General features: G+C 29.2%; 20 protein-coding genes and 1 pseudogene. 9 read left to right on the top strand and 12 right to left on the bottom strand.

Annotated elements, in window-relative coordinates; all coding sequences use genetic code 11:
• Positions 1-29 precede the first annotated feature (29 nt).
• Positions 30-1268, top strand: coding sequence for a tetratricopeptide repeat protein (locus CLV86_RS13605; protein WP_121053139.1), 1239 nt, complete (start codon positions 30-32; stop codon positions 1266-1268).
• A 102-nt stretch (positions 1269-1370) separates the two neighbouring features.
• Here the strand turns inward: CLV86_RS13605 and CLV86_RS13600 are convergent, their stop codons facing one another.
• Complete coding sequence (locus tag CLV86_RS13600; protein ID WP_076732838.1) at positions 1371-2825, bottom strand: nicotinate-nucleotide adenylyltransferase; 1455 nt, start codon at positions 2823-2825, stop codon at positions 1371-1373.
• Positions 2826-2916: 91 nt separating this feature from the next.
• Between CLV86_RS13600 and CLV86_RS13595 the strand changes: the two genes are divergently transcribed.
• Both CLV86_RS13595 and CLV86_RS13590 read left to right on the top strand, forming a co-directional pair.
• Positions 2917-3684, top strand: coding sequence for an MBL fold metallo-hydrolase (locus CLV86_RS13595; protein ID WP_121053137.1), 768 nt, complete (start codon positions 2917-2919; stop codon positions 3682-3684).
• Between the two features lie 31 nt (positions 3685-3715).
• Positions 3716-4216: a hydrolase gene (locus tag CLV86_RS13590; protein ID WP_076732842.1), complete on the top strand. Its 501-nt coding sequence runs from the start codon at positions 3716-3718 to the stop codon at positions 4214-4216.
• On the opposite strand, the gene CLV86_RS13585 is transcribed toward CLV86_RS13590, so the two are convergent.
• From CLV86_RS13585 to CLV86_RS13565, 5 genes are read right to left on the bottom strand one after another with little or no spacing between them, the layout of a single operon-like run.
• Complete coding sequence (locus tag CLV86_RS13585; RefSeq protein ID WP_076732843.1) at positions 4213-4860, bottom strand: alpha/beta hydrolase; 648 nt, start codon at positions 4858-4860, stop codon at positions 4213-4215. The genes CLV86_RS13590 and CLV86_RS13585 overlap by 4 nt on opposite strands.
• A 7-nt stretch (positions 4861-4867) precedes the next feature.
• Positions 4868-5200 carry a magnetosome magnetite crystal formation protein family gene (locus CLV86_RS13580; protein ID WP_076732845.1) on the bottom strand — a complete coding sequence of 111 codons (333 nt, stop codon included), beginning with the start codon at positions 5198-5200 and terminating at the stop codon, positions 4868-4870.
• A gap of 1 nt (position 5201) precedes the next feature.
• Positions 5202-6452, bottom strand: a complete 1251-nt coding sequence (locus CLV86_RS13575) for a dihydroorotase (protein WP_121053135.1) — start codon at positions 6450-6452, stop codon at positions 5202-5204.
• Complete coding sequence (locus CLV86_RS13570) at positions 6449-8377, bottom strand: BatA domain-containing protein (RefSeq protein ID WP_121053133.1); 1929 nt, start codon at positions 8375-8377, stop codon at positions 6449-6451. The genes CLV86_RS13575 and CLV86_RS13570 overlap by 4 nt, the downstream gene beginning before the upstream one ends.
• A gap of 52 nt (positions 8378-8429) precedes the next feature.
• The gene (locus tag CLV86_RS13565) at positions 8430-9437 is read right to left on the bottom strand and encodes a glycosyltransferase (protein ID WP_121053131.1); all 1008 of its coding nucleotides are present in this window, start codon (positions 9435-9437) and stop codon (positions 8430-8432) included.
• 129 nt (positions 9438-9566) lie between these two features.
• Here CLV86_RS13565 and CLV86_RS13560 point away from each other — a divergent pair, with 129 nt between their 5' ends.
• Complete coding sequence (locus tag CLV86_RS13560; RefSeq protein ID WP_121053129.1) at positions 9567-11474, top strand: M61 family metallopeptidase; 1908 nt, start codon at positions 9567-9569, stop codon at positions 11472-11474.
• Positions 11475-11586: 112 nt separating this feature from the next.
• Complete coding sequence (locus CLV86_RS13555) at positions 11587-11901, top strand: DUF6799 domain-containing protein (protein WP_147427044.1); 315 nt, start codon at positions 11587-11589, stop codon at positions 11899-11901.
• Between the two features lie 86 nt (positions 11902-11987).
• Here CLV86_RS13555 and CLV86_RS13550 read toward each other — a convergent pair whose 3' ends face one another.
• The 6 genes and pseudogenes from CLV86_RS13550 to CLV86_RS14165 form a co-directional block, all read right to left on the bottom strand.
• Positions 11988-13199 (bottom strand): sensor histidine kinase, encoded by a 1212-nt coding sequence (locus CLV86_RS13550; RefSeq protein WP_121053125.1) that lies wholly within the window; start codon positions 13197-13199, stop codon positions 11988-11990.
• A gap of 147 nt (positions 13200-13346) precedes the next feature.
• Positions 13347-13616, bottom strand: a pseudogene (locus tag CLV86_RS13545) (DUF2400 family protein); the annotation flags it as partial.
• 14 nt (positions 13617-13630) lie between these two features.
• On the bottom strand, positions 13631-15493 hold the full coding sequence (locus tag CLV86_RS13540) for a recombinase family protein (protein WP_121053123.1): 1863 nt from the start codon (positions 15491-15493) through the stop codon (positions 13631-13633).
• A gap of 39 nt (positions 15494-15532) precedes the next feature.
• A complete protein-coding gene (locus tag CLV86_RS13535; RefSeq protein WP_121053120.1) occupies positions 15533-16921 on the bottom strand; it encodes a hypothetical protein in 1389 nt (462 codons plus the stop codon).
• 338 nt (positions 16922-17259) lie between these two features.
• Positions 17260-17652, bottom strand: a complete 393-nt coding sequence (locus CLV86_RS13530) for a hypothetical protein (RefSeq protein WP_147427043.1) — start codon at positions 17650-17652, stop codon at positions 17260-17262.
• 5 nt (positions 17653-17657) lie between these two features.
• Positions 17658-17870, bottom strand: a complete 213-nt coding sequence (locus CLV86_RS14165; RefSeq protein WP_147427042.1) for a hypothetical protein — start codon at positions 17868-17870, stop codon at positions 17658-17660.
• A 113-nt stretch (positions 17871-17983) separates the two neighbouring features.
• Between CLV86_RS14165 and CLV86_RS13525 the strand changes: the two genes are divergently transcribed.
• From CLV86_RS13525 to CLV86_RS13510, 4 genes are read left to right on the top strand one after another with little or no spacing between them, the layout of a single operon-like run.
• Positions 17984-18184, top strand: coding sequence for a helix-turn-helix transcriptional regulator (locus tag CLV86_RS13525; protein WP_121053115.1), 201 nt, complete (start codon positions 17984-17986; stop codon positions 18182-18184).
• Positions 18181-21339 carry a helicase-related protein gene (locus CLV86_RS13520; RefSeq protein ID WP_121053113.1) on the top strand — a complete coding sequence of 1053 codons (3159 nt, stop codon included), beginning with the start codon at positions 18181-18183 and terminating at the stop codon, positions 21337-21339. Before CLV86_RS13525 ends, CLV86_RS13520 begins: the two co-directional genes overlap by 4 nt.
• Positions 21340-22110, top strand: a complete 771-nt coding sequence (locus tag CLV86_RS13515; RefSeq protein WP_121053111.1) for a DUF4391 domain-containing protein — start codon at positions 21340-21342, stop codon at positions 22108-22110.
• On the top strand, positions 22107-24044 hold the full coding sequence (locus tag CLV86_RS13510; protein WP_121053109.1) for a site-specific DNA-methyltransferase: 1938 nt from the start codon (positions 22107-22109) through the stop codon (positions 24042-24044). Before CLV86_RS13515 ends, CLV86_RS13510 begins: the two co-directional genes overlap by 4 nt.

Below are 24044 nucleotides of genomic sequence, written 5' to 3'. Positions count from 1 at the left end.
ATATTTTAGAATATTAAAACAAAAAACTAATGAAAAAACAATTAATCCTTACACTAGCTTTAATGATTACTCTTTTTTCTTTCGCACAAAAGAAAGAATTAAAGGCATTAGAAAAAGCTGTTAAAAACAACAATTTTGCTGAGGCTAAGGCTGCAGCTAAAACTTTAGAGCCTATGCTAGATAGTATGGACGATAAATCAAAATCAAAATTTTATTTTGCTAGAGCAAAAGCATTATATGCTAATGGAGCAGGAGCAATTTCAGATTTTGATACTGCTTTTGAAGATTTAACTAAAGTAGATAGTAAATATGTTAGTGATTTAGCAGAAACTAAGAGTTTTGTTCAAAATGAATTATTAGTAAAAGGTAACGAGTTTTATTCAAGTGGTAAATACGCTCAAGCTTCTACTATGTTTGAAATGTTATATAAATTAGTTCAAAAAGATGAATCTTATCTATACTTTGCTGCTGTAAGTTCGGTTTTAGCAAAAGATTATGACACAGCTTTAGAGCACTACTTAAAATTAAACGAATTAGGATATACTGGTGTTGTAAAAGAGTACTATGCTATAAACAAAGAAACTGGAGAAGAAGAAACTTTCGATAAAGCGACTAGAGATGTTTTTGTAACTAAAGCAAAAACTCACATTAGTCCAGGAGAAAGAATGACAGAATCTAAAGCAGCTGAGATAGCAACACAAATTGCGTCTATATACTTAAATAAAGGAGAAAACGAAAAAGCTTTAGAAGCAATTAAAAATGCAAGAGCTTTAGATCCATCTAATACAACTTTAATTATTACAGAAGCAAATACACAATATAATTTAGGTAATATTGAAGAATTTGAAAGATTAACAAAAGAGGCTGTAATTAACGATCCTAATAATACAGAGTTATTATTTAATTTAGGAGTAGTATCTGTTAAAGCAGGAAAAACTCAAGAAGCAAAAGAATACTATAAAAAAGTAATTGCATTAGATCCTAAAAATGACGACGCTAATACTAATTTAGCAGCATTAATTATGGATCAAGATAAACCAATTAAGGAGAAAATGAATGCCTTAGGAGGTTCTAATGCAGATAATATTGCTTATGCTAAATATTTAGAAGAGCTTAAAGCGGTTTACAAAGAAGCAATTCCTTATTTAGAAACTGTTGTTTCTAATGGTAAAGCAGATACAGATGTTGTAAAAACCTTAGCTAGTCTTTATGGAGCTATTGATCAAGGAGATAAAGCTAAAGCTTTAAAAGAAAAATTTGGACTATAATAATTATTGAATAATATTATAAACTAAAAAAAGAGCTCAATTTTAATTGAGCTCTTTTTTTTATCTATACTTTTAAAAATATAATCTTTTTGTGGTCTATTATTAACTTCTGTTAGTAACCTCTTCAGTCTCACAACCAAATAAGCTTTTTTCCATAATTAATTTGCTAACACCTTCTGGAAGCATTTTTTGCCAACCATCTTCACCTTTATTAATCATACTTAGTACTTTTCTAGAAAAGATTGTTAGGGTAGAAGGATCATAATCTGTAATATCTACTACCTTTCCGTTATACTTAAAGAACTTGTAAAGCTCTTTCATACGTGGATGTACTTTTAAATTATCGCTAGTTGTTAGTGTGCCATCTTCATTTTCCATAGGATAAAGGTAGACACGTAAATCTTTAAAAAATAGTTTACCAAAAGCTTCAAGTATGCCGCCACTTAAATGTCTATAGTATTTTTCATCAAAAATATCTACTAAATTGTTTACTCCCATTGCTAATCCCATTCTTGCTTTAGAATATTGAGAGAAGTATTCTACAAGCTTATAATATTCTTGGAAATTAGAGATTAATACTGTTTGACCTAAAGAGCATAAAAGTTTAGCTCGATCCATGAAATCTTGCTCATCAATTTCGCCTTCTGCACGTAAATTAGATAAAGTAATTTCGAAAATTACTTGAGTCTTATCCTCGTCTACTTTATTTTCTTTTAAAAACATGTCTAAAGATTTTTTATACATGTCCATATTTACTTTTGTAACAGGTCTAAAACTTCCACGAAGCGTTAAAATATTACGTTTATAAAGTACTCTTGCTGGTAATACATTATTTCCATCTGGAGCAAACATTACCGCATCAGTCATTCCGTTTTTAACAAGTTGTAAACTCATTAAACGGTTATCTACATCTTTAAAAACAGGACCAGAGAAGTTAATAGTATCTATTTCTAATTGGTCTTTATCTAAATGGTCGTATAAATAGCGTAATAATTTTCTAGGTTGGTTGTATTTATAAAAAGCACCATATATTAGGTTTGTACCTAATTTACCTAAAGTTTCTTGTTGTAAACGTGCATCGTTTTCTTTAAAACGAATATGTAAAACAATTTCATTGTATTCGTCTTGCGAAGCATCAACTTGGTATTTTATACCTACCCAACCATGTCCTTTATACTTTTTAGCAAAATCTATAGTTGCTACAGTATTTGCATAGCTAAAAAACATTTTATGAGGATGCTTATCTCTAGTAATACGTTGCTCGATTAAGTTAATTTCATGATCAAGCATTTTGCGTAAACGTGCTTCGGTAACATAACGTTTATCGTCTTCAATGCCATAAATAGCATCACTAAAATCTTTATCGTAAGCCGACATGGCTTTGGCAATAGTTCCAGATCCACCACCTGCTCTAAAAAATTGGCGAACAGTTTCTTGACCGGCACCAATTTCGGAAAAAGTTCCGTAAATATTCTCATTTAAATTGATGCGAAGTGCTTTATCTTTTAGTGAAGGAATACTTTCAATATCCTTGTCTCCTTTAAGTGTAATTTCCATAGATGGTCATTGTTTTTCTTACATACAAAGGTATCAAATAACTAAAGCAAACAAAAAAAATATCTTACTTTTGTGACAAATAAGATTAATATTGAAAATTACTTTTTTAGGCACAGGCACATCTCAAGGTATTCCAGTAATTGGTAGTAATCATCCTGTTTGTTTAAGTGAAAATCCTAAAGATAAACGTTTACGTGTTTCTATATTAGTAGAGTGGCAAAATTCTACATTTGTTGTAGATTGTGGACCGGATTTTAGGCAACAAATGTTACGCGCTAATCCTAAAAAAATAGACGCTGTTATATTTACTCACGAACATGCAGACCATACGGCTGGATTAGATGATATTCGTCCTTTCTTTTTTAAGCAAGGAGATATAGATATTTATGCACATAAACGTGTGTTAGGTCAATTAACACAACGTTTTGAGTATATTTTTACTTCGGAAATAAAATATCCAGGAGTACCAAATCTTATTCAAAATGAAATTAAAAATGAACCATTTAATATTGCTGGTTTAAAAATTATACCTATTGAAGGACTTCATTATAAACTTTCTGTTTTTGGTTACCGATTTGGTAATTTTGCATATTTAACAGATATGAAAACCATAGCAGAAACTGAAAAGCAAAAACTTAAAAATTTAGATGTTTTAGTTATTAATGCTTTACGTGAAGAAGAACATATTTCGCATTTTACACTAGCCGAAGCATTAGATGTTATAGCTCAATTAAAACCTAAAAAAGCATATTTAACACATATTAGCCACTTATTAGGTTTCCATGATGAGGTTGAACAGAAATTGCCTAATAATGTTTTTTTAGCTTATGATGGTTTAGAAATAGCTATTTCAGAATAATAAATTAAATTTCAAAAAATTACTATACATTATGAAGAATCGTATTTTTATGTATCTTTTTATTTTTTCGGTTTTACTATTAATATTTAATTATGTTAATTCGAAAAAAATATTTGATGATAGCAACAAAACTGTTGCAACTTATAAAAAACAATCTATAAAATACCAAGATTCAATTTTATCATTAAAAGATAAAATACACGATCTTTCTCAGTTTAGTTTTGATTATAACGATCATTCTTACGATTACTTTTTAAATCAAGGTTATAATGTAGAAGAATTAATGACTACTGTTAAAGATGCTTTATACTCACAAAACGAATATGAAGGAGAACAACATCCTTTAGTACCTTATGCATCTACAACACAAACTAAAATAATTATAAACTCTATTAGAGTATTAAACCATAAATGGATTATTGCTGATTTTACAGACGGACAACTTTGGGGAGAAATGCTAGTAGTTTATACGCTTAATGAAAAAGGAGAATTAAATTTTAGGGTAGCAGAGTCTTTACTTAATCCGCTTTAAATTAATTTAATTAACCATTCTTTAAACTCATAAAAATTTTGTGGTGCAACTCCATGTCCAACAGGAAATTCAGAATATTTATGATTAATGTCTAAAGCTGTTAAAAATTCTGGAGCTTTTCTTGCCCAATCTATTGGTATAACTTGGTCTACAGAACCATGAGAACAATAAAAGTTTAAATGTTTATAATGGTCTTTTGGTAAAGTGTTAAATAAATCTTCATTAACATAACCACTTAAAGCAATTACATTTTTAATTTTCTCTGGGTAGGAGAGAGCTACAGCATAACTTAATATTGTACCTTGACTAAATCCTAATAGAGAAACATTATCCTTATTTACAGGATATTTAGCTATTGTTTCATCTATAAATTTAGCAATTAAATCTCTAGATTGTATAGCTTGTTCATTATCACTCCATTTTCCTTTATCGGCATCAAAATTTATAGCATACCATGCATTACCATAAGGTTGCATGGGATAAGGCGCTCTTGCCGAAATTATAAATAATTCTTCTGGTAATTCGCTAGCAAAAGAAAATAAGTCGTTTTCATCGCTGCCATAGCCATGAAATAATATTAAAAGTGGCGCATTGTCTTTTAAAGACGATTCGCGTATAACGTGATATAGAGATAAGTCTGTCATTTATGTTTTATTTACCAATATTTGAGAAAATTTTTTGATATAAAGGACCAAGTAAAGGTACTTCGTTCATTTTTCCTGTAATAGCTCCAATTAAGCCGTAAAAGAAAAGAACACCAAAACCAATCCAAAAACCTATAGATATAGCCCAGCTGTTAAAACTTCCTATAAAATAGCCTAATAACAAATACGTTAAACATAAACCTAAACCTTGCCTTACGTGGAATGCTACAAATGGATTTTTTTTATCATTATTAGTAATTAATGCTATAATAGAGCCAATTATTGTTAAATAAGCGACAACACTCATCATTTTTCCTTCTTCAATAATTTCTTGATTCATTTTATAAAATAATTTTTTTGTTTGCAATTACACCATAAGCTTCTCCTTGTAATTGTTTATTTAAAAATAGACTGTTTTTGGATAATGAATGGATATTTTTTGTTGTAAAAGTATATTTCTTATCAGGATTAAAAAGCGTTAAATCGGCAATATTTCCTTCTGCAATAATAGAAGGTTCTACATTAAATCTTGCTTTTCCTCTAGTTAATAATTGTATTGTTTTTTTAGTAGAAAATAATGTTTGTAAGGCTCCAAAAGCACTTTCAAGTCCTATCGTGCCATAGTCAGCATAATCAAATTCTACTTTTTTCCCTTCAATAGTTATAGGATTGTGATCGCTAGTAACCATATCTATTGTACCATCTTTTACACCTTCAATTAAAGCCTCAACATCGTTTTGTGTTCTTAACGGTGGAAGTACTTTGTAATGTGTATCGAAATCTTCTAATTCCTTATCTGTTAAGCATAAGTTATGAATTGCTACACTACAAGAAACATCTAATTTCTTTTGTTTAGCATTTCTAATTAAAGCTACAGATTCTGCAGTAGAAATGGTTGGAATATGTAATTTTCCGCCAGTATATTCTAATAAATATAAATCTCTAGCTACTTGTAAAGCTTCAGCCAGACTAGGATTTCCTTTTAAACCTAAAGTTGTACTTGTAATATTTTCGTTCATAACGCCTTGTCCAGAAATCCTATTTTCTTGCGGAAATGAACAAACTAAACCATTAAAATTACTTGCGTATTGTAATGCAATTTTAAGTAGATTAGGATTTGTAATTGGTTTTTTATAATCCGAAAATGCTACAGCACCAGCAGATTTCATATCGAATAATTCTGCCAAATCTACACCATCACTATTTCTAGTTAATGCGCCCATAGGTAATAAATTTACCGCATTGTTTTGGGCTTTCATTTTAATAAAAGCAATTGCAGAATTACTGTCTATAATTGGCTGTGTGTTAGCTTGCATAGTTACTGTTGTAAATCCAGATTTTGCAGCTGTTTTTAATCCGTTTTCTATAGTCTCTCTATCTTCAAATCCTGGTTCTCCAAAACATACACTACTATCAAACCAACCTTGAGAAATATGTAAATTCTCTAAGTTTATTTCTTTATAATTGTTTGTGTTTTTAATAGATTTTCCAATTTTAGAAATCTTACCTTTTTCTATTAAAAGGTCTTGAGTAGTGTTATGATAATCACTCTTAGAATCAATTATTGTTGCCGATTTTATTAGTACGTTCATTTAAAATATTTTAAGATGAGCATTTCAAAAACTAAAAGTATTAGCGCTAAAATAACAAACCATTTCCATAGCTCGTTTACTTTAGTATCATTTTTTATGCTATTAAAAACTTCTGAAATAGAATTGCTAACTTTTAAATTATCAATGTTTGAAAAATTTTGATATACAAGATTACTTTCGTTTCTATTGTAATTATAACTAATACCTTCTACAATTTCAACGTCATTTTTAATATTATATATTCCTGCTTTTTCTGGAGTTTCGTTGGTTGTAATAGTAACTTTATTATTAAAATATTGTTGTTGTGGTATTACTTTAGCATTGTTATTTTCTAGAGTTAAAACAGCGTCTTGTTGTAAATTTGTAACCACATCAAAAGTGTTTTCTATACCAATAGTATAATATAAATTAGAAATTTGTAAACTGCGTTTTGAAATATTATAAAACGTAGGAACAATTAAATTAATATCTTGAAAGTTTGAGTTTTCTTTGTTTAAAGCTGAAGAAAAAACAAAAGCATTATTATGTTCTGATAGAAAAGGTTTGCCATCTTCAAATTGAAGTACTGGAGAAGCTTTTCCTAAAAGTTGAGGGTAGTAAGAATTGATTTTAGGATATTGAAAATTAGAAACACGTTTTTCAAATACGCCATTACTATATATAGGATGAGAATAATTAATTGTTGTTAAGCGTTTTTCAATTTTAGAACTTGTGGAAAAAGAACCAAAGTTGTAATTTAATAATAAATTATTATAACTTTCGATATCTATATCCTGAGAAGGTATTACCACTATAACGCCATTATTACTTGTAAATGCTTTTAAAGCAGTAACCAATGAGTTTGGAATATTTTTTAATTCGTTTAAAATAATAAGGTTTTGATTTGAAATATCACCATAACTTAACTGGTTAAATGCTGTAGATTTATAATTAAATTCTTTTTCTGTATAAATATTTTTTAAAAAGGTGTCACTACTTTCGTTTATAGCTAAAACATTTATTTTAGAATTATTGTTAATATTAAAAAAGAGAGCGTTATCAAATTGAAGGTTTACATCGTCTATAACTACCTTTCCATTAATAGATTCATTTGCAGGTAATGTAAAAACGGTTGTTGCTTTATCTGTAATTTTAACCGATGATTTTGTTAATAGATTACCGTTGTTATATAAAGAGACTGGTAAGTTTTCTATAGCGTTACCATTGTTTTTTATACTTACAGTTAATTCTAAATTACTGGAAGTTTTTTTAGAAATATAAACAGTATCAATAGTAACATTACTATTATTAACAGGCTTTAATTGTACTAAATTAAGAGTAGTGTTTTCGTCTTTTTTAATAGAAAAATTAGTTTCTTTTTGCTGAAAATCACTAATAAAAACTAAGTTCTTAATGGTTTCAGTTTTTTTAGAAAAAAACTTTTTACTTTTTAATAAAGCAGCATCATAAGGTAGTTGATTGGTAGAGTAATTAAGGTTTAACAAATCGTTTGTTATTGCTTTTACGGTAGTGTTTCTAAAACTATTATCATTTGTAATAAGCGAAATATTTTCATCTTCTGGAATACTACTAATTATATCGCTTACAGCTCGTTTAAGTAGTTCTCCTTTACTACCTTTTGCTTGCATACTAAAGGAATTATCTAGGTAAATTACAGTTTCAGATGTGGTATTAAATGTATTGTTTTTAGAAGTAAATGGTTGTGTAAAAGCAATAACTATTGCAGCAAGAATACCCATTCTAGTAAATAATGTTAACCATTTTTTTATTTGTGCACTTTTACGGGTTTGTAAAGTTACTTTTTTTAAAAATGCTACATTGGTAAAAGCTTCCTTTTGAAATTTACGTAATTGAAATAAATGAACAATAATTGGGATTAGCAGTAATAATAAGGCGTAAAGAAGTTCTGGATGTTTAAACTGCATTGCTAATTTTGATTAGGCAAATATAAAAACTAATACTGAAATATGTAAAGCTTTAACAAAAGAAAAAATAATCTGTCATAGATTTTTTGTTTAACTTTAAAAAGTAAGCTTTAATTGTTTGTTGTTCTTCATTATTAGCTACACTTACAATACATTGAAAGTGTTTTAAAGTTTCTAAATATTGAAACGGTTTCATTTCAACATTGTAAATATGTTTACCAATTTTTTTAGGGTTATCGCAAATCCAATAAAAAGGTATATTTAAAGCATTTAGTTTTTTAGCAATAGCTTTACCTTTATTTCCTGCTCCCCAAATAACTAAAGGTTGCTTTTTATTATAATCTAACTTTAAAAAATAATAAAGTTTAATATCTATAAAACTATTTTCTGCATAATTTGCATCGGTTCTCGAAGCTCTTGTTCCATAGTCTCTCCAAAAATGTAGTGTTTGGTTGCAAGGTATAATTTTATAATTGGCTTGGTAAAACCTAAAAGTTAAATCGTAATCTTCAGGATAACGTGTTGGATTAAATGCATCAATATTTAATAAATCTTCTCTAGAAATCATCCAACAGGGAGATGGTATAACACATTCTTTATAAATTTCAGAATAATTGGTGCCTTTACTTGTAAGTTTATTTAACCAAGTCTCATATTTTCTATAACCATCACTAATACCTTCTGCAGAAAAATAACTTACTAAACCAGTTGCTATATAGCGTTTACCGTGTTGTTGTAAATTTTTTAAAAGTGTTTCGAGCTTAATATTTGGCATAATATCGTCGCTATCCATTCTAGTAATATAAGTGCCTTTAGACTTTGAAAAAGCTAATTTTAATGCATTAATTATACCGGAACCTTCATTTTTAAAAAGCTTAATACGTGTGTTCTTTTTAGTATAACTCTCAACTAAACTATAACTATTATCTGTTGAGTTATCGTCTATAATTAGTAGTTCCCAATTAGAATATGTTTGGTTAATAATAGAGTCTAAACATTCACCAAGAAATAATTCTGTGTTTTTAAATGGAATTAGTATACTAATTAGTGGTTGCTGCATTGCTGCAAGATAGCATTCTGGGTGTTTTTATTTAACAGATATTAACATAATTTTACAATTTGTATTTGTAACACATTGTAACTTTGAGCGTCTTACCGTTTTTAAGACCATTAACATAAAATCAAAACAATGAAAAAACATTTATTTAGTGTTGCATTTGCAGGAATACTTCTAGTAGGATGTAATGCTACCAAAACAGCAGGTGAAAAATCTAATAACGATTTAGCCTCTTTAAATCCTATTGAAACTAGTTTAAATTTAAGTAAAGTAGTTGATGATAAAGCGCCAGTAACAATTAATCCTGGACGTTTTACTACAGAAACTGTAACATATAGATTACCAAGAGTAGTACAAGGAACATACTCTGTTAGTGATTTTGGAAAATATGTAGACGATTTTAAAGCTATAGATTACAAAGGAAACGAGCTGCCAGTTGTAAAAACAGATACAAACACATGGACAATTAGTAATGCTACTAATTTAGACATGATAATATATAATGTAAACGATACTTTCGATATGGAAACTCAAGGTGGTGGAATTGGTAAAGAAGTACCATTTTCTCCTGCAGGAACTAATATTGAAACTACAAATTATGTATTAAACTTACATGGTTTTGTTGGGTATTTTGATAGTTTAAAAACGGCGCAATACAATTTAAATGTTACTGCACCTAAGACTATGCTAAAAACATCTGCTTTACAAGAGACAGAAACAAAAATGAATGAGGATGGTTTAACTATGACAACCACTTATTTTGCGCCAAGGTATTTTGATATTACAGATAATCCAATGTTTTATGGAGCTTTAGATGTCGAAGAATTTCAAGTTGGAGATATAAAAATTGTTTTAAGTGTATACTCTCCAAACAATGTACATTCTGCCGAAAAAATTAAAGCAGTTATGCAAAAAATGATGGAAGCGCAAAAAACATATTTAGGAGATATTAATACAACACCTCGTTATGATATTTATTTATATTTATCTGAAGGAAAAGAAGAATCTCCAAAAGGTTTTGGAGCTTTAGAACACCATACTTCTACAGTTGTTGTTTTACCAGAATCTATGCCTTTTGATGCATTATCTGCAAGTATGATAGATGTTGTTTCTCATGAGTTTTTTCATATTGTAACACCTTTAAGTGTGCATTCTGAAGATGTACATTATTTTGATTATAATCAACCAACATTTTCTAAGCATTTATGGATGTATGAAGGTGTAACAGAGTATTTTGCAACATTATTTCAAGTTAATCAAGATCTAGTAGAAGAAGAGGAGTTTTACACAAAAATAATGGGTAAAATAAAAGCAGCTTCTGCAATGAACGATAGTATGAGTTTTACTGAAATGAGTGAAAACATATTAGAAGATGCTTATGCGCCACAATACTTAAATGTGTACCAAAAAGGAGCATTAATTGGTATGTGTATAGATATTTTAATGAGAGAAGAAAGTAATGGAAATAGAGGTATTTTATCTTTAATGAAAGAATTATCATTAAAATATGGTAAAAATAAACCTTTTGAAGATGATAATTTAATTGCCGAAATAACAACAATGACATATCCTTCTATTGGTGAATTTTTAAACACACACGTTGTTGGTAATACACCAATTAACTACAACGACTTTTTTGCAAAAGCTGGTTTAGTATTAACAGAATCTAAAGTAAAAACAAGCTATATACAAAATGAAGGAACTTTAATATTTGCACCAGATATGGCAACCATGACAATTCCTTTTTCTGAGGCTGTAAAAGACAATAGTTTCTGGGCAGAAAACGGTGTTTTACCAGGAGATGTTATTAAAACAGTGGATGGAAAAGAGTTAAACATGGCAAGCGCACAGCAAATATTAACAGAAGTGTACATGTGGAAACCAGGTAGAGAGGTTGATGTAAGACTAGACAGAAATGGAGAAGAAATAGTAGTAAAAACTACATTAACACAATCTTATACTACAGGTTCTAGTTTAGTTGTAGACCCAAATGCTACCGCAAAGCAAAATGCATTACGTGAAGCTTGGTTAAAAGGATAAAATAAAGCAATTCATACTTCGGTACAAAAATTGATTATAAAATTGTGTCGAAGTATTTTTTAGTATCTTTAGATATAATAATAATACACGAATTAATTTAAAATAATATACAATGAAGAAGTTAATTTTAATGAGTTTTTTATTCTTAATGAGTATTAGCACTGCAATAGCACAAGATAAGCCTGTTGATAGTGATTATGTAATTTTACTAAATGAAAAAGTGTTTTATTACAATAATGATGGTGTTAAGCCACTAAATGAAGAGTTAAAACTAAACGATGGAACAGTTGTTAAAACTGATGGTACTTATATTAAAGACAAAAAAACCATGAAATTATCTGATGGCGAATGTTTGGGTATGAGTGGTAAAAAATATAATACTCAATTAGATTTAACTAAGAAAATTTTAAAAGAAAGAAAGAAGTAAAATTTCTTTTACCATATAAAAAAGCCCAATTAGCAATGTTAATTGGGCTTTTTTTATTTATAATTTTTTAAAAAATATATTTATAATTAATCAAAAACTTCTGGCTTTACAACTGTAAAACTAAAAGTGGTGCTTTCTCCAATTTTAGAAGTTACCATAATAGTTCCACCTAAAGATTTCACTAAGTTTTTAACTGTAGATAAGCCAATACCATGGCCCTTATTGCCATTTCTATCTAAGTTACCAACTGTCGAGAATAAATTAAAAACGGTTTCTAATTTGTCTTCAGGAATACCAACGCCATTATCTGTAACAGAAAAGTTATAAAATTCATCTTTAATAGTACAAGAAATATCAATTATTGTATGCTCTTTATCATTATATTTTAAACTGTTACCAATAAGGTTTAGTAAAATTTGTTCTAAAGCAACACGATTACATATTATCTCTACATCATCTTCGGGAAAATTAATATGACAATTTGTATTTATTTGCAATAAGTCTACAAGATCTTCTAATAAGTGATTTAAGTAAAAAGAATCAACAGTATTATCGGTTTTATCGCTTTCGTAATGGTCTAATAAATTAGATATATACTCGCTTAATGTAAAAGAAGAACGTTTTAAATTAGTTAAATACTGTAAAGCTTTATCATCTAGTCTATCGCCATACTTTTTCTTTAAAATATCTGTTGTAACAATCATGTTTGCTAAAGGCATTTTCATATCATGAGAAACATGTCCTGCAAAATTTTTAAGATTATTATTTTGAAATTTTAATTCTTCTCTAACTTCTCTAAGTTCTAAGTTGTTTTTTCTTAACTCAAATAATTGCACTACCTGTTTAGCAAGTATAACAAGCGATTTTTTTTGTTTATTACTTAATACTCTAGGTTTAGAATCGAAAATACATAATGTGCCTAAAGGAAAACCGTCAGAATTTATTAAAGGTGCACCAGCATAAAATATAGCGTTATGTTCTTTTACTAATGGATTGTTTTCAAATCTTGGATCTAAACGTGCGTCTTTAATTTCAAATAAATCATTTTCGCTTAAAATTGCGTGACCACAAAAAGAGGTATCTCTAGGAGCCTCGTTAAAAGGAATTCCATAATGAGATTTTAAAAAATTTCTTTCAGCATCAAGTAATGTAATTAATGAAATAGGAACATCAATTAAATTAGAAACTAAATTTGTTATATTATCAAAATCTTCCTCTGGAAGTGTATCTAAAAGCTGATAAGATTTTACTGCTTTTAATCGGGCTGACTCATTTTTTGGAAACCTTGGAGTTATCAAAAGTACTAGTGTTAAAAATTATTAAATATTATTTAAACTAGTTTAAATAACTAAGTTTAGTTTTTATGCTAAATTCAAAGTTAATAAAATTATATATGAGTTTCACTTTAAAATATTTAATGAGTTAAAAAAAGGTTTTATTAATTATTAAAAACCTTCAAACACACCTAATCCAAATAATGCAAAATCATATTTAACAGGATCGTTTTTATCCATTTTTCTTAATGCATTATCTAGTTCTGTTAAAGCTTTACCATCATTTTGTTTGCGTTGTAATAAACCTAGTTTTCTTGCTACATTGCCAGAATGCACATCTAACGGACAAGATAATTGTGATGGTGATAATGTTTTCCAAATACCAAAATCTACTCCAGTATTGTCGTTTCTTACCATCCAGCGTAAAAACATATAAATACGGGTAATTTGTGTATCTAATTAAAATCAATAATTTCTTCAGTTTTTAATTCTATCAAATCATATATGAATTCCTTAGTTTCAGCCCCTTCATATTTGGAGCTAAAAGGATTCATTTTTGCTATTTCGTCATCTGTAAGTCCACTTTCTTTTTGAAACCCAGTCAATTCGATATCATCTTTATTCATACCAAATTGCTTTAGTAAGGCCTTATCCATTTCTCTATCATCTTCCAATTCTTGTGGTGTATTAGCGCCTTTTCTATACTTAGAAATCCAATACCATTTATTAGCATGCCAATTGGTCATAAATGATATAACCTCATCATACCCTTTATACTTTATGTTTAAAAGGAACGTGCCCATCTTACCTTCCTCTTTATGATGTTCTATTTTAATATAATCAATTAATGAATGAATTATTCTTTTTATATCATCAAAGGTAGATTCATCTGTATATTCACTTAGTAATCTTTCTGTTCTCGAATCTCTAAAACTAGATTCAGCCAATAACAATTCTTGTTCTAATTTAGTAACTACTTCAGATTTTTCTTTTTTCTTGTTCTTTAATTTTAAAACATTTGATTGTACAACTTCATCATCTTTAAACCCAGAATCTTCATTGAATAATAATTTATATCCTTTATCTAATTTCTTTTCTATTTTTTTTAGAATACTTTTCTCTTCATCCAATTTAATTTTTAGTCTATCATGTTTACTTTCAGTTTTAGGTAAGCTATCTAGGTGTCCTTTTAAACTCTTAGAAATAAAGAGGTGTTTAATAATAAATGTATCTAACTTGTTTATGTTGATACTTCGTGATTTATCACAATTCGAATTAGGATAAACTTTTCCTTTACATTTATATGAGTTGTCACGACTTCCTTTGCGCCTTTTACCTACAAATAATCGCTCACAATGATGACATTTCACTAAGCCATTTAAAAGGTAATTATACTGTGATTTTTTACCAACATTCTTTTTGTTTACGGATAAATTAGCTTGAACTTTATCCCATAATTCTGGCTCAATAATGTGTGGTACTTTTGAAGTTATAAGCTCAACTTTAACTTTTGTTTTAACAGGCTTACCATTAATATTCTCAATTTTATCTTCATTTCGATTCCATTCTCGTATTCCTTTATAAATTTTATTTCTTAGAATATCACTTATTACATTCCCTCGCCATTTAATAGTACTTTTATCATGATATGTTATGGCACCAGTGTACTCGTCTTTTCTTTTAATTTTACCTTTAAAATTCTTACTAAATTTTGTAGGAATACCTTCTTCATTTAAAATATTAGCTATAGTATAAGCTCCAATTCCATCTAAAGATAATTTAAACATACGTTTAACATGAACAGCTTCGTTTTCTTCAATTTTATATTCATTATTGATTCCTTTAGTATAACCATATGGTTTAATACCATGCGTCTTTCCTTCTTTAGCTTTACGAGCATTTGCCAATCTTACTTTTTTAGAGGTTATTTCTGCGTAATAAGCATTTACAACAGACATCAAGCTAGCAAACATCCTATTAGTAGGATTATCTAAAGCGAAAAAAGAACCGTTTGGATAATATTTTATTTCCTTATTTAAACATTCAGCAACAAAGAAATCCCAAGTTCTAGTGTCTCTTTCTATTCTAGATTGGTCTATACAATAGATATGAGTTATTTTATTTTTTCTAATATCTCTAAACAAATCAGACAAGCCGTCCCTCACGCTTTCATCTAGAGTTCCACTAATCCCATCATCAATATAAATAATGTATTCTAGACCTAGCTCTATTGCACATTTAATTCCTCCCTCTCGTTGGTTTTCTATAGTGTATTTTTCAGCCCTATTCTTTGAAGTTCTACAGTATATTCCTAACATTAAATTATGTTTAAAATCTTATATAGGTTAAATTTATAATTATTCCTCACTTATAACAGGAACAGCACTAAAATATTTTTCTAAAACAGCTCGCATTATATTTAAAGTTTTTGCTTTATCTTTTTTAGGCACAATTACAGAGTCATGTATAGTATATGGAATAATATTTTGATTAACCAATTCACGACAAATGCCATCAATAAAAATTTTGGACTCAATCTGTGTTAGTTTAACCGAAAAATCACCATGCTTCTTTTTTTTGTAAGACTCTATAATAGCATTAATACCAGGGTAAGCTTTTTTAAATGTTTTCTTTATCTCTAAATAACTTGTGTTTTTCGAATAAGCGATACACATCCAAATGTCTTTACATTCTTCTCTCGTCTTACCATATAATTGCTGCAAATGTTCATACCATTTACCTTCCATAGTATGCTTAAAACACTCATCAATTTCACTTTTTAAATCTGTATTCGCGTCCTTATAATGGTCTTTTAAAATAATATTAAGCATCACAGGTTGAGAGTTTTTTAAGTCTAAATAAACCATATTCTCGTAACCAATAATAAATTGCCTTAACTCACTAGCCATAAAAGTAAGATTGGTGTCAATTCTATTGTTAGCTGAGTTTTTACTAAATTTAAGTGTTTTATTCACTTTTCCATTATCAATAGCTAAAACAGAAGACAACCTAGAGGTGTATTTTCGATTCGTTCTATTTCTGTCATCATCAGTTAAAGCTAATCCAATATTTGTTCTATATTGGTTCTCAATAAACCTTAGAGCTTCTTCATGATGTAATTTAAAATGTTTTCTAAAATGACTCCCCATTTTTTTGATATGCTTAGGTGCGTTATTTATAAACATTGAATCTTGCTCATAGCTAGAGGTTAAATAGCTAGTGTTTTTAGAATTTATCAATATTTTTATACTATACCAATCATTATAAATCCTATTTTTTTGATTGTCTGTTTTCTTAATGTTTTTATGGCTTGAGGTTGTTATTGTAATGCTATCTGGGAAACAATAGGTAGAGCTAGTAATTTCTTTATTTATATTATATAGTGTATTAGTATTATTTATATAATAATCTAAATTATATAAGTAATAATATGTTGTCTTACCTTGATAATAATTATCATTCCATATAACACCTTGATTAACTAAAAATCGGATATAACTAGTATAACTATTGCCATATTTAACTTTAAGATACCTTGAGTCCAATGGAGTAAATTGATACATGTAATCTTCATTTTGTTTATTGTATACAGCACTCTTCGTTAGTATTTCATTTATAATAGAAAAAAAGACTTCTATATTATAATCAAAATCTGCCAACCCAACTTGTAATTTTAATAATAGGTTATCTACAATTACTTTTGGTAAATGTATAGTTCTATATTTTTTGTAACCTGTTTTCTTCATTGTATAACGCTTAATTAACTAAGCTGCTCTAAATATACTATGTCTATAACTAAAAGTAAATTGCATGTCTATATAAATTTTATACCCTTTTTGTATCGAAAGTTTTTTCATCATGGTGTCAATTATTAAAAAACGGCTTCTTTTTAGTGTTTTAGCGGTTTATTATAAAATTGCATGTTAGCAAATACGTGAGGGCTAGAGTACAAAAAAAAGTACGTTTAAAGCATCAAATGGTACCCTAGGGATAACGGAGGGAGGTGCTGTAAGAGGGGTTACTCCCTCCGTTAAAACATAGGTAGGGTAAAATAAAGAGAATGTACTCGAAAGTGTATAGCTAGTTATTTTAAGGGTATTAGTATATTAAACAATCCGTTATTACTTTTTAATAGTTGGTAATCTGTAACGGTACAATCATACAAAGCGCCATCAACTTCTTCAAGTTTAGACTTGATTAATGTTGATAATCGTTGTTGTGTTAATGGCTTGCTTGATGATGCATTGTTTGTTTTCGTTTTATTAGAAATATTCATTTTTAAAGCGTCTGAGTCTAAATACTCCGCAAGTATCAATCGGTCAAGCTCATTGTTTTCATATAACCAAAGGAGTTCGGTTTTTAGACTTTCATCGCTAAAGTCGGCATCTTCTTCATATTGTAAGTTAACGTATTTTATTAATAATTCTTTGGTATACGGAGTGTACATTAATTCTATATTTTTTATAATAGATTCCATATGTTTTAGTTTTTATTGGTATTATTTATTTGGTACTTGTGATTAAATTCAAAAAGTAAACTGTGGTGTATTCTCCAGCTATGCCTTTTCTTAAATAGTAGTTCTGGTTGGTCTTTATACTTTTCTTTAATCGCTTTCATTCGGTATCTAAAAGTACGCTCAGATATACCAGTTAATTCAATTATATGCTTGAATTCGAAATAGTTTTTTTGTTTCATAATTATCTTTATTCATAAATATGCAGCTGCAACTAAAAAGACCATTTTCTTGAAAGATTTATATCATTTTATGAGATAATAATTCTATATTTATTTTTTTTAAAATTCACGTTATGAATCGTATTAAAGAAGTTCTAAATGAAAAAGGCATAAAGCAATCTTTACTTGCTGAAAGACTTGGTAAAAGCTATAACATGGTAAATAGTTATGCTGCTAATCGAAGACAACCTAGAGTTGAAGTGTTATTTGAAATTGCAGAGCTTCTAAACGTTAGTGTGAAAGACCTATTAATTGATAACCAAACCGCTAAATGAAATTAATCAACAACCAAGACACCCTATTAATCGATGAAATCAAAAGTTTAATTAATGAAAAATCTAAGGTCTACATAAGCTGTAATTTCTTTACTGCTTTTGCTGTTTTTGAATTAATTGAAGTGCTAAAAAAATCTAGTCAAGTAAATATTTTATTAGATTTAAAATCAGAAGAGGATTTTCAGTTTATCCAAAACAGTGCTGAGCAAAAATTAAACTTAGCATTAGATAGAAAATATAAAATAAATCAAGTTATTGGTTTAATAGAAGATAAAATCCAGTTTAGAAAAGGAAGTACTGCAAATCAAAATATCTTAATTATAGAAAATGAAGATAACTCAACTTGCTACACACTTACACCGTTAAATTTAGACTCTGTAAGTTTGGGTCTTTTACCTTCTCAGTTTCCAGTACTTATAAACGCTTTGGATGATTCCAATAGCACATATTTAACATTGTTTAAAAACGCTTGGGAAAACAGTAGTCAATCTTTAAATGATATGGTTGTAGAAGAACTCGAAAAAGGAACTTCAAATTTTACTGGTGAAGCTATTTATAAATACTGTATTCGTGAAATTTTCCAATACTCTACAATTAACGAACGAGCAGATGAAAAACTTGAAAAAGTAGGTTTTAAAAACTCTAAAATATGGAGTCTACTGTATAATTTTCAAAAGGATGCTGTAATTGGTGCAATTGAAAAAATTGAAGCTTATGGTGGCTGTGTAATTGCAGACAGCGTTGGTTTAGGTAAAACCTTTGAAGCTTTAGGTGTTATTAAATATTATCAATTACGTAATAGTAGAATTTTAGTTTTAGCTCCTAAAAAGCTTAGAGAAAACTGGACGGTTTATACGCTAAATGATAAACGCAATGTTTTAGCAGAAGACAGATTAAACTACAACGTGCTTAATCATACAGATTTGTCTAGAGTTCGTGGAAAATCTGGTGATATAGATTTAGAAACTATTAATTGGGGAAATTACGATTTAGTTGTAATTGATGAATCTCATAACTTTAGAAACAATCCTACTAAAAAAGGGATGACACGCTATAAACGTTTGATGCAAGATGTTATCAAGGCAAATATTCGTACTAAAGTTTTAATGTTATCTGCCACTCCAGTTAACAATAAAATGAATGACTTGAAAAATCAAATAGCCTTTATAACTGAAGGTGATGACGCTGCGTTTGCTTCACATGGTATTAATAGCGTATCTCAAGTAATGAAAGATTCTCAACGTCGCTTTACTAATTGGTTTAGAGATGGAGACCCAGACGATTTAGATGTAAATGAACTGATGCAACATTTAGATGGTGCTTATTTTAGAATTCTAGATATGCTAACCATCGCAAGGTCTAGAAAACATATTGAAAAATATTACGACACTACAGATATTGGTAAGTTTCCAAATCGTTTAGCACCTATTACTATACATCCAGAAATTGACACTAAAAATCAGTTTAAAGATATTGGTCAGATTTACGATGAGATTAGTACACTAACACTAGCGTCTTATACACCGTTAGGATACGTAATGCCTCATAAGCGTGATTTTTACGAAGAAAAATACGATATGCAAACGCATACTGGTAGTGTTTTTAAACAAGTAGACAGAGAGCAGAGTTTAATATACTTAATGCGTGTTAACCTTTTAAAACGTTTAGAAAGTTCTATACATTCATTTAAACTTACCGTAGAAAAACTAATTGCTCTAGTTAACTCTAATTTAAAACAATTAGAAGAGCATAAAAATGGAGATATAGATTTAGACACCAATATTACAGATATAGATATTGATGATACCACTTTAGAAGATTTACTAATTGGTGGTAAAACAAAAGTACTTATTCAAGATATTGATGGCATACGCTGGAAACAAGATTTAAAGCACGATAAAAGCATTTTAACAAACATACTAGCAAGTATCAAGCTTATAGATGTAAAACGCGATGCAAAGCTCTTAAAATTAAAAAGCCTAATTGAAGGTAAATTAGAAAACCCACTAAACGGAAACAATAAAAAAGTAATTGTATTTACTGCCTTTGCAGATACAGCAAATTACATGTACAATGAATTAAGCGACTGGCTAAAAAAAGAAAAAGGTTTAAATACTGCATTAGTTACTGGTTCTGGTCACAACAAAACCAACATGAAAAATTGCAAAAACGACCTCAACTCTATATTAACTCATTTTTCACCGTTATCTAAAAAAAGAAAAGATGTGTATCCAGATGTAAAATCTGAAATAGATATTTTATTCTGTACAGATTGTATCTCAGAAGGTCAAAACTTACAAGATTGCGATTATTTAGTAAACTATGATATTCACTGGAATCCAGTACGCATCATTCAACGTTTTGGGCGTATAGACCGTATTGGTTCTATTAACGAGCAAATACAGCTGGTTAATTTTTTTCCAAGTATGGAGCTTGATAGTTTTATAGACTTAGTAGCAAAAGTAAAAGGACGTATGGTTATGCTAGATGTTTCTGCTACTGGAGAAGATAATGTAATTTCTAGAAATAGTCGTGAAATGCAAGATTTAGATTATCGTAAACGCCAATTAAAACAGCTACAAGACCAAGTACTAGATTTAGAAGATATTAATGGTAATATTTCTATTACCGATATGACTTTTAACGATTTTAAAATAGATTTAGAAAAAAGTAGCGATGCACAAATAGAAGCTTTAAACGAAATTCCACCAGCATCTTATGCTATTGTAAAATCTAATTTAGACAGCGTTAAAGAAGGTGTAATTTTCTGTTTAAAAGATACTAGCAACGATATAAGCGATAAGCTTAAAAACAACATTTTATATCCATACTTCTTAGTATATGCTAGTCTAGATGGTAAAGAAAGCGTTACAGCTGCACAAACTAAAATAGCACTAGATTATTTTAGAAAACTATGCATGGGTAACGATAAAGTGTTACCAGATTTAGTTGCCGAATTTGAAAAAGAAACCAAAGCAACTAAAAAAATGCAAGCCTATACTCAACTATTAAAAGCATCATTAAAAGATGTAGTTGGTGTACAAGAAGAAGTTGGTTTAGATATGTTGGCTACTCGTGGTGCAATTAATTTAGCAAATAAAAACATGGATAATGATGAAGCTTTAGAGCTAGTCAGTTATTTAATTATAAAATAAATGAGTAATTCGTTTAATAACATATTTAAAATACCAGACCGTAGTTTGGTAGCGCAACGGTTAACTAAAGCTTTTTTTCTTCGGAATTTTAGCCTTTCCAGTGCTGAAAAAAAGTTGCTAAACAATGCTATTGTCGCTATGGAAATATTGGGGCAAGTTAATCTAGAGAAAACTAATATTCCAGCAGTAGTAACAGAAACCGATAGTTACGAGAATATTTTAATAATTACGTGTAGTATTAATAATAACCAGTTAGAAAAGCATGCTGAAAACTGTGCGCAATTCATTCAAAAATATATTGCGCATCAAGTTGTACTGGTAGTTGAAGACGGTAACGATTTTGTTATCAATGTAGCCGAAAAACGCATTAACCAAGTAGATAATAATAAATTGGTAGTAGACCAACAGTTTAATACCTCAGCAATATCTAAACTTTATAAAAACGAGCAAACCGAAGCTTTTTTTAAAGCTTTAGATTTTAATACACTAGATAAAACCAATCTAGAAACCACATATAAAAGTTACATACAAGCAGTAGTACAACACCAAGTAGCACAAAGTACAGGTAGTTTTAATAAACGAAGCCAAAAACGTACGGAAGCAGATATGGCTAATTTATTAGCCATAGAAAACATAGAAACCGAAATAACTAGCCTTAAAAGCCAGTTAAGTAAAGAAAAACAACTAAATAACAAAGTAGCTTTAAATGTAGCCATACAGAAAAAGCGACAACAAATAGAACGCATTAAGCAACAACTCACCACAGTATGAGCATAGATAAAATACAACAAGGCGATAACCTAACGCAAAGCAAAGATTTAGTAGCCGATAACATAGAAAAGCTTAAACAACTTTTTCCAGAAATTGTTACCGAAGGCAAAATAGACTTTACTGTATTGCAAGACGTTTTAGGTGAAGATATTGAAGAAGAAGATGAATACTATCGTTTTACATGGGCTGGTAAAGCACAAGCCAGACGTGAAGCGCATAAACCTAGTACAGGTACTTTGCGTCCAGCAAAAGAAGAGAGTGTAGATTGGGACACTACAGAAAATGTATACATTGAAGGCGATAACCTAGAAGTCTTAAAACTATTACAAAAAAGTTATGCTGGTAAAGTAAAAATGATATATATAGACCCACCATATAATACAGGTAAAGACTTTGTATATAAGGATAATTATAAAGATAATTTAAGAAACTATCAAGAAGTTACTGGGCAAGTTGATAATGATGGTAATAAATTAAGTACCAATAGCGATAGTGATGGGCGTTACCATTCTAATTGGTTAAATATGATGTATCCTCGTTTGCGTTTAGCTCGTAATTTATTAAAAGAGGATGGTGTGATTTTTATGAGTATTGATGATAATGAATCTTATAATTTAAAAAAAATATGCGATGAATTATATGGAGAATCAAATTTCATTGCAAGTTTAGCCGTTCAGTTGAACCCTAGAGGAAGACATTTAGATGATTTTGTTGCCAAAACTCATGAGACTTTATTGATATATGGAAAAAATACTTCTAAAAGTTCGACTATGTATGGTTTAGAAAAAACTGGAAAAATGGTTGATGAATATGACAGAAATGATGAAAGAGGTGCTCATAGGGTATTAGGGTTAAGGAATAGAAATCAAGCATTTAATCCTATCACTCGACCAAATCTTTACTACCCTATTTTTATATGTCCAGAAACACTAAGTGTTTCTGTAATTAAAGATAGTACATATACAGAAACGGCACTTCCAGAAACAATTGAAGGAGTAAAAACATGTTGGACTTGGGGTAAAGATAAAGTGACTTCAGACAATCATCTTTTAGTTGCTGCGCAAATAAATAATCATTGGCAAGTGTTTAGAAAAGATTACTTATTTGATGAAGATGGAAATACTGCATTGACATTACCCAAATCTTTATGGAATGAGAAAGAAATAAGTAACGATTACGGAAAAAAATCTATAAAGGAATTATTTAACAAGAATGTGATGGATTTTCCAAAATCAAAACACTTCATTAAAAAACTAATACTTTGTGGTACAAGTCCATCTGACATAGTCTTAGATTTTTTCTCTGGTTCTGCAACAACAGCTCATGCTGTATCAGAAGTCAACTCAGAGAAAAATTCTCAAAGAAAATTTATTCAAATTCAATTACCCGAACTTATAAATGAAAAACATCTTGCCTTTAAAGAAGGTTATGAAAAGATAACAGAATTAGGAAAAGAACGCATCCGCAGAGCAGCAAAAAAAATAACAGAAGAAAATCCAGAAAAAGTAAAAAACTTAGATTTAGGTTTTAAAGTGTTTAAGCTAGATAGTAGTAATATAAAAGGTTGGGATGGTAATCCAGAAGATTTAGAGGCTAACCTTTGGGATGCTGTAAGTAATATAAAAAAAGACAGAACAGAAGAAGATGTATTGTACGAGATACTCTTAAAATACGGTTTAGACCTAACCTTACCAATAGAAGAAAAAACCATAGAGGGCAAAACAGTATTTAATGTAGGTTTTGGCGCTTTATTTATTTGTTTAGGCGATAACCTAACTAGCAAAGTTGCAGAAGGTATTGGTAAGTGGAAAGAAGACCTAAATCCAGAAATGTGTCGTGTTATTTTTAAAGATACTGGCTTTACAGATGTAGAAAAAACAAATTCGGTACAAACCTTAAAGCGTTTTGGTATAACAGAAATTAAAAGTATTTAA

This window comes from Lacinutrix venerupis (genome assembly GCF_003663945.1).
Lineage (GTDB): Bacteria > Bacteroidota > Bacteroidia > Flavobacteriales > Flavobacteriaceae > Lacinutrix > Lacinutrix venerupis.
The sequence above is the reverse complement of the archived record's forward strand: the minus strand, read 5'-3'. Positions and strand labels throughout refer to the sequence as shown.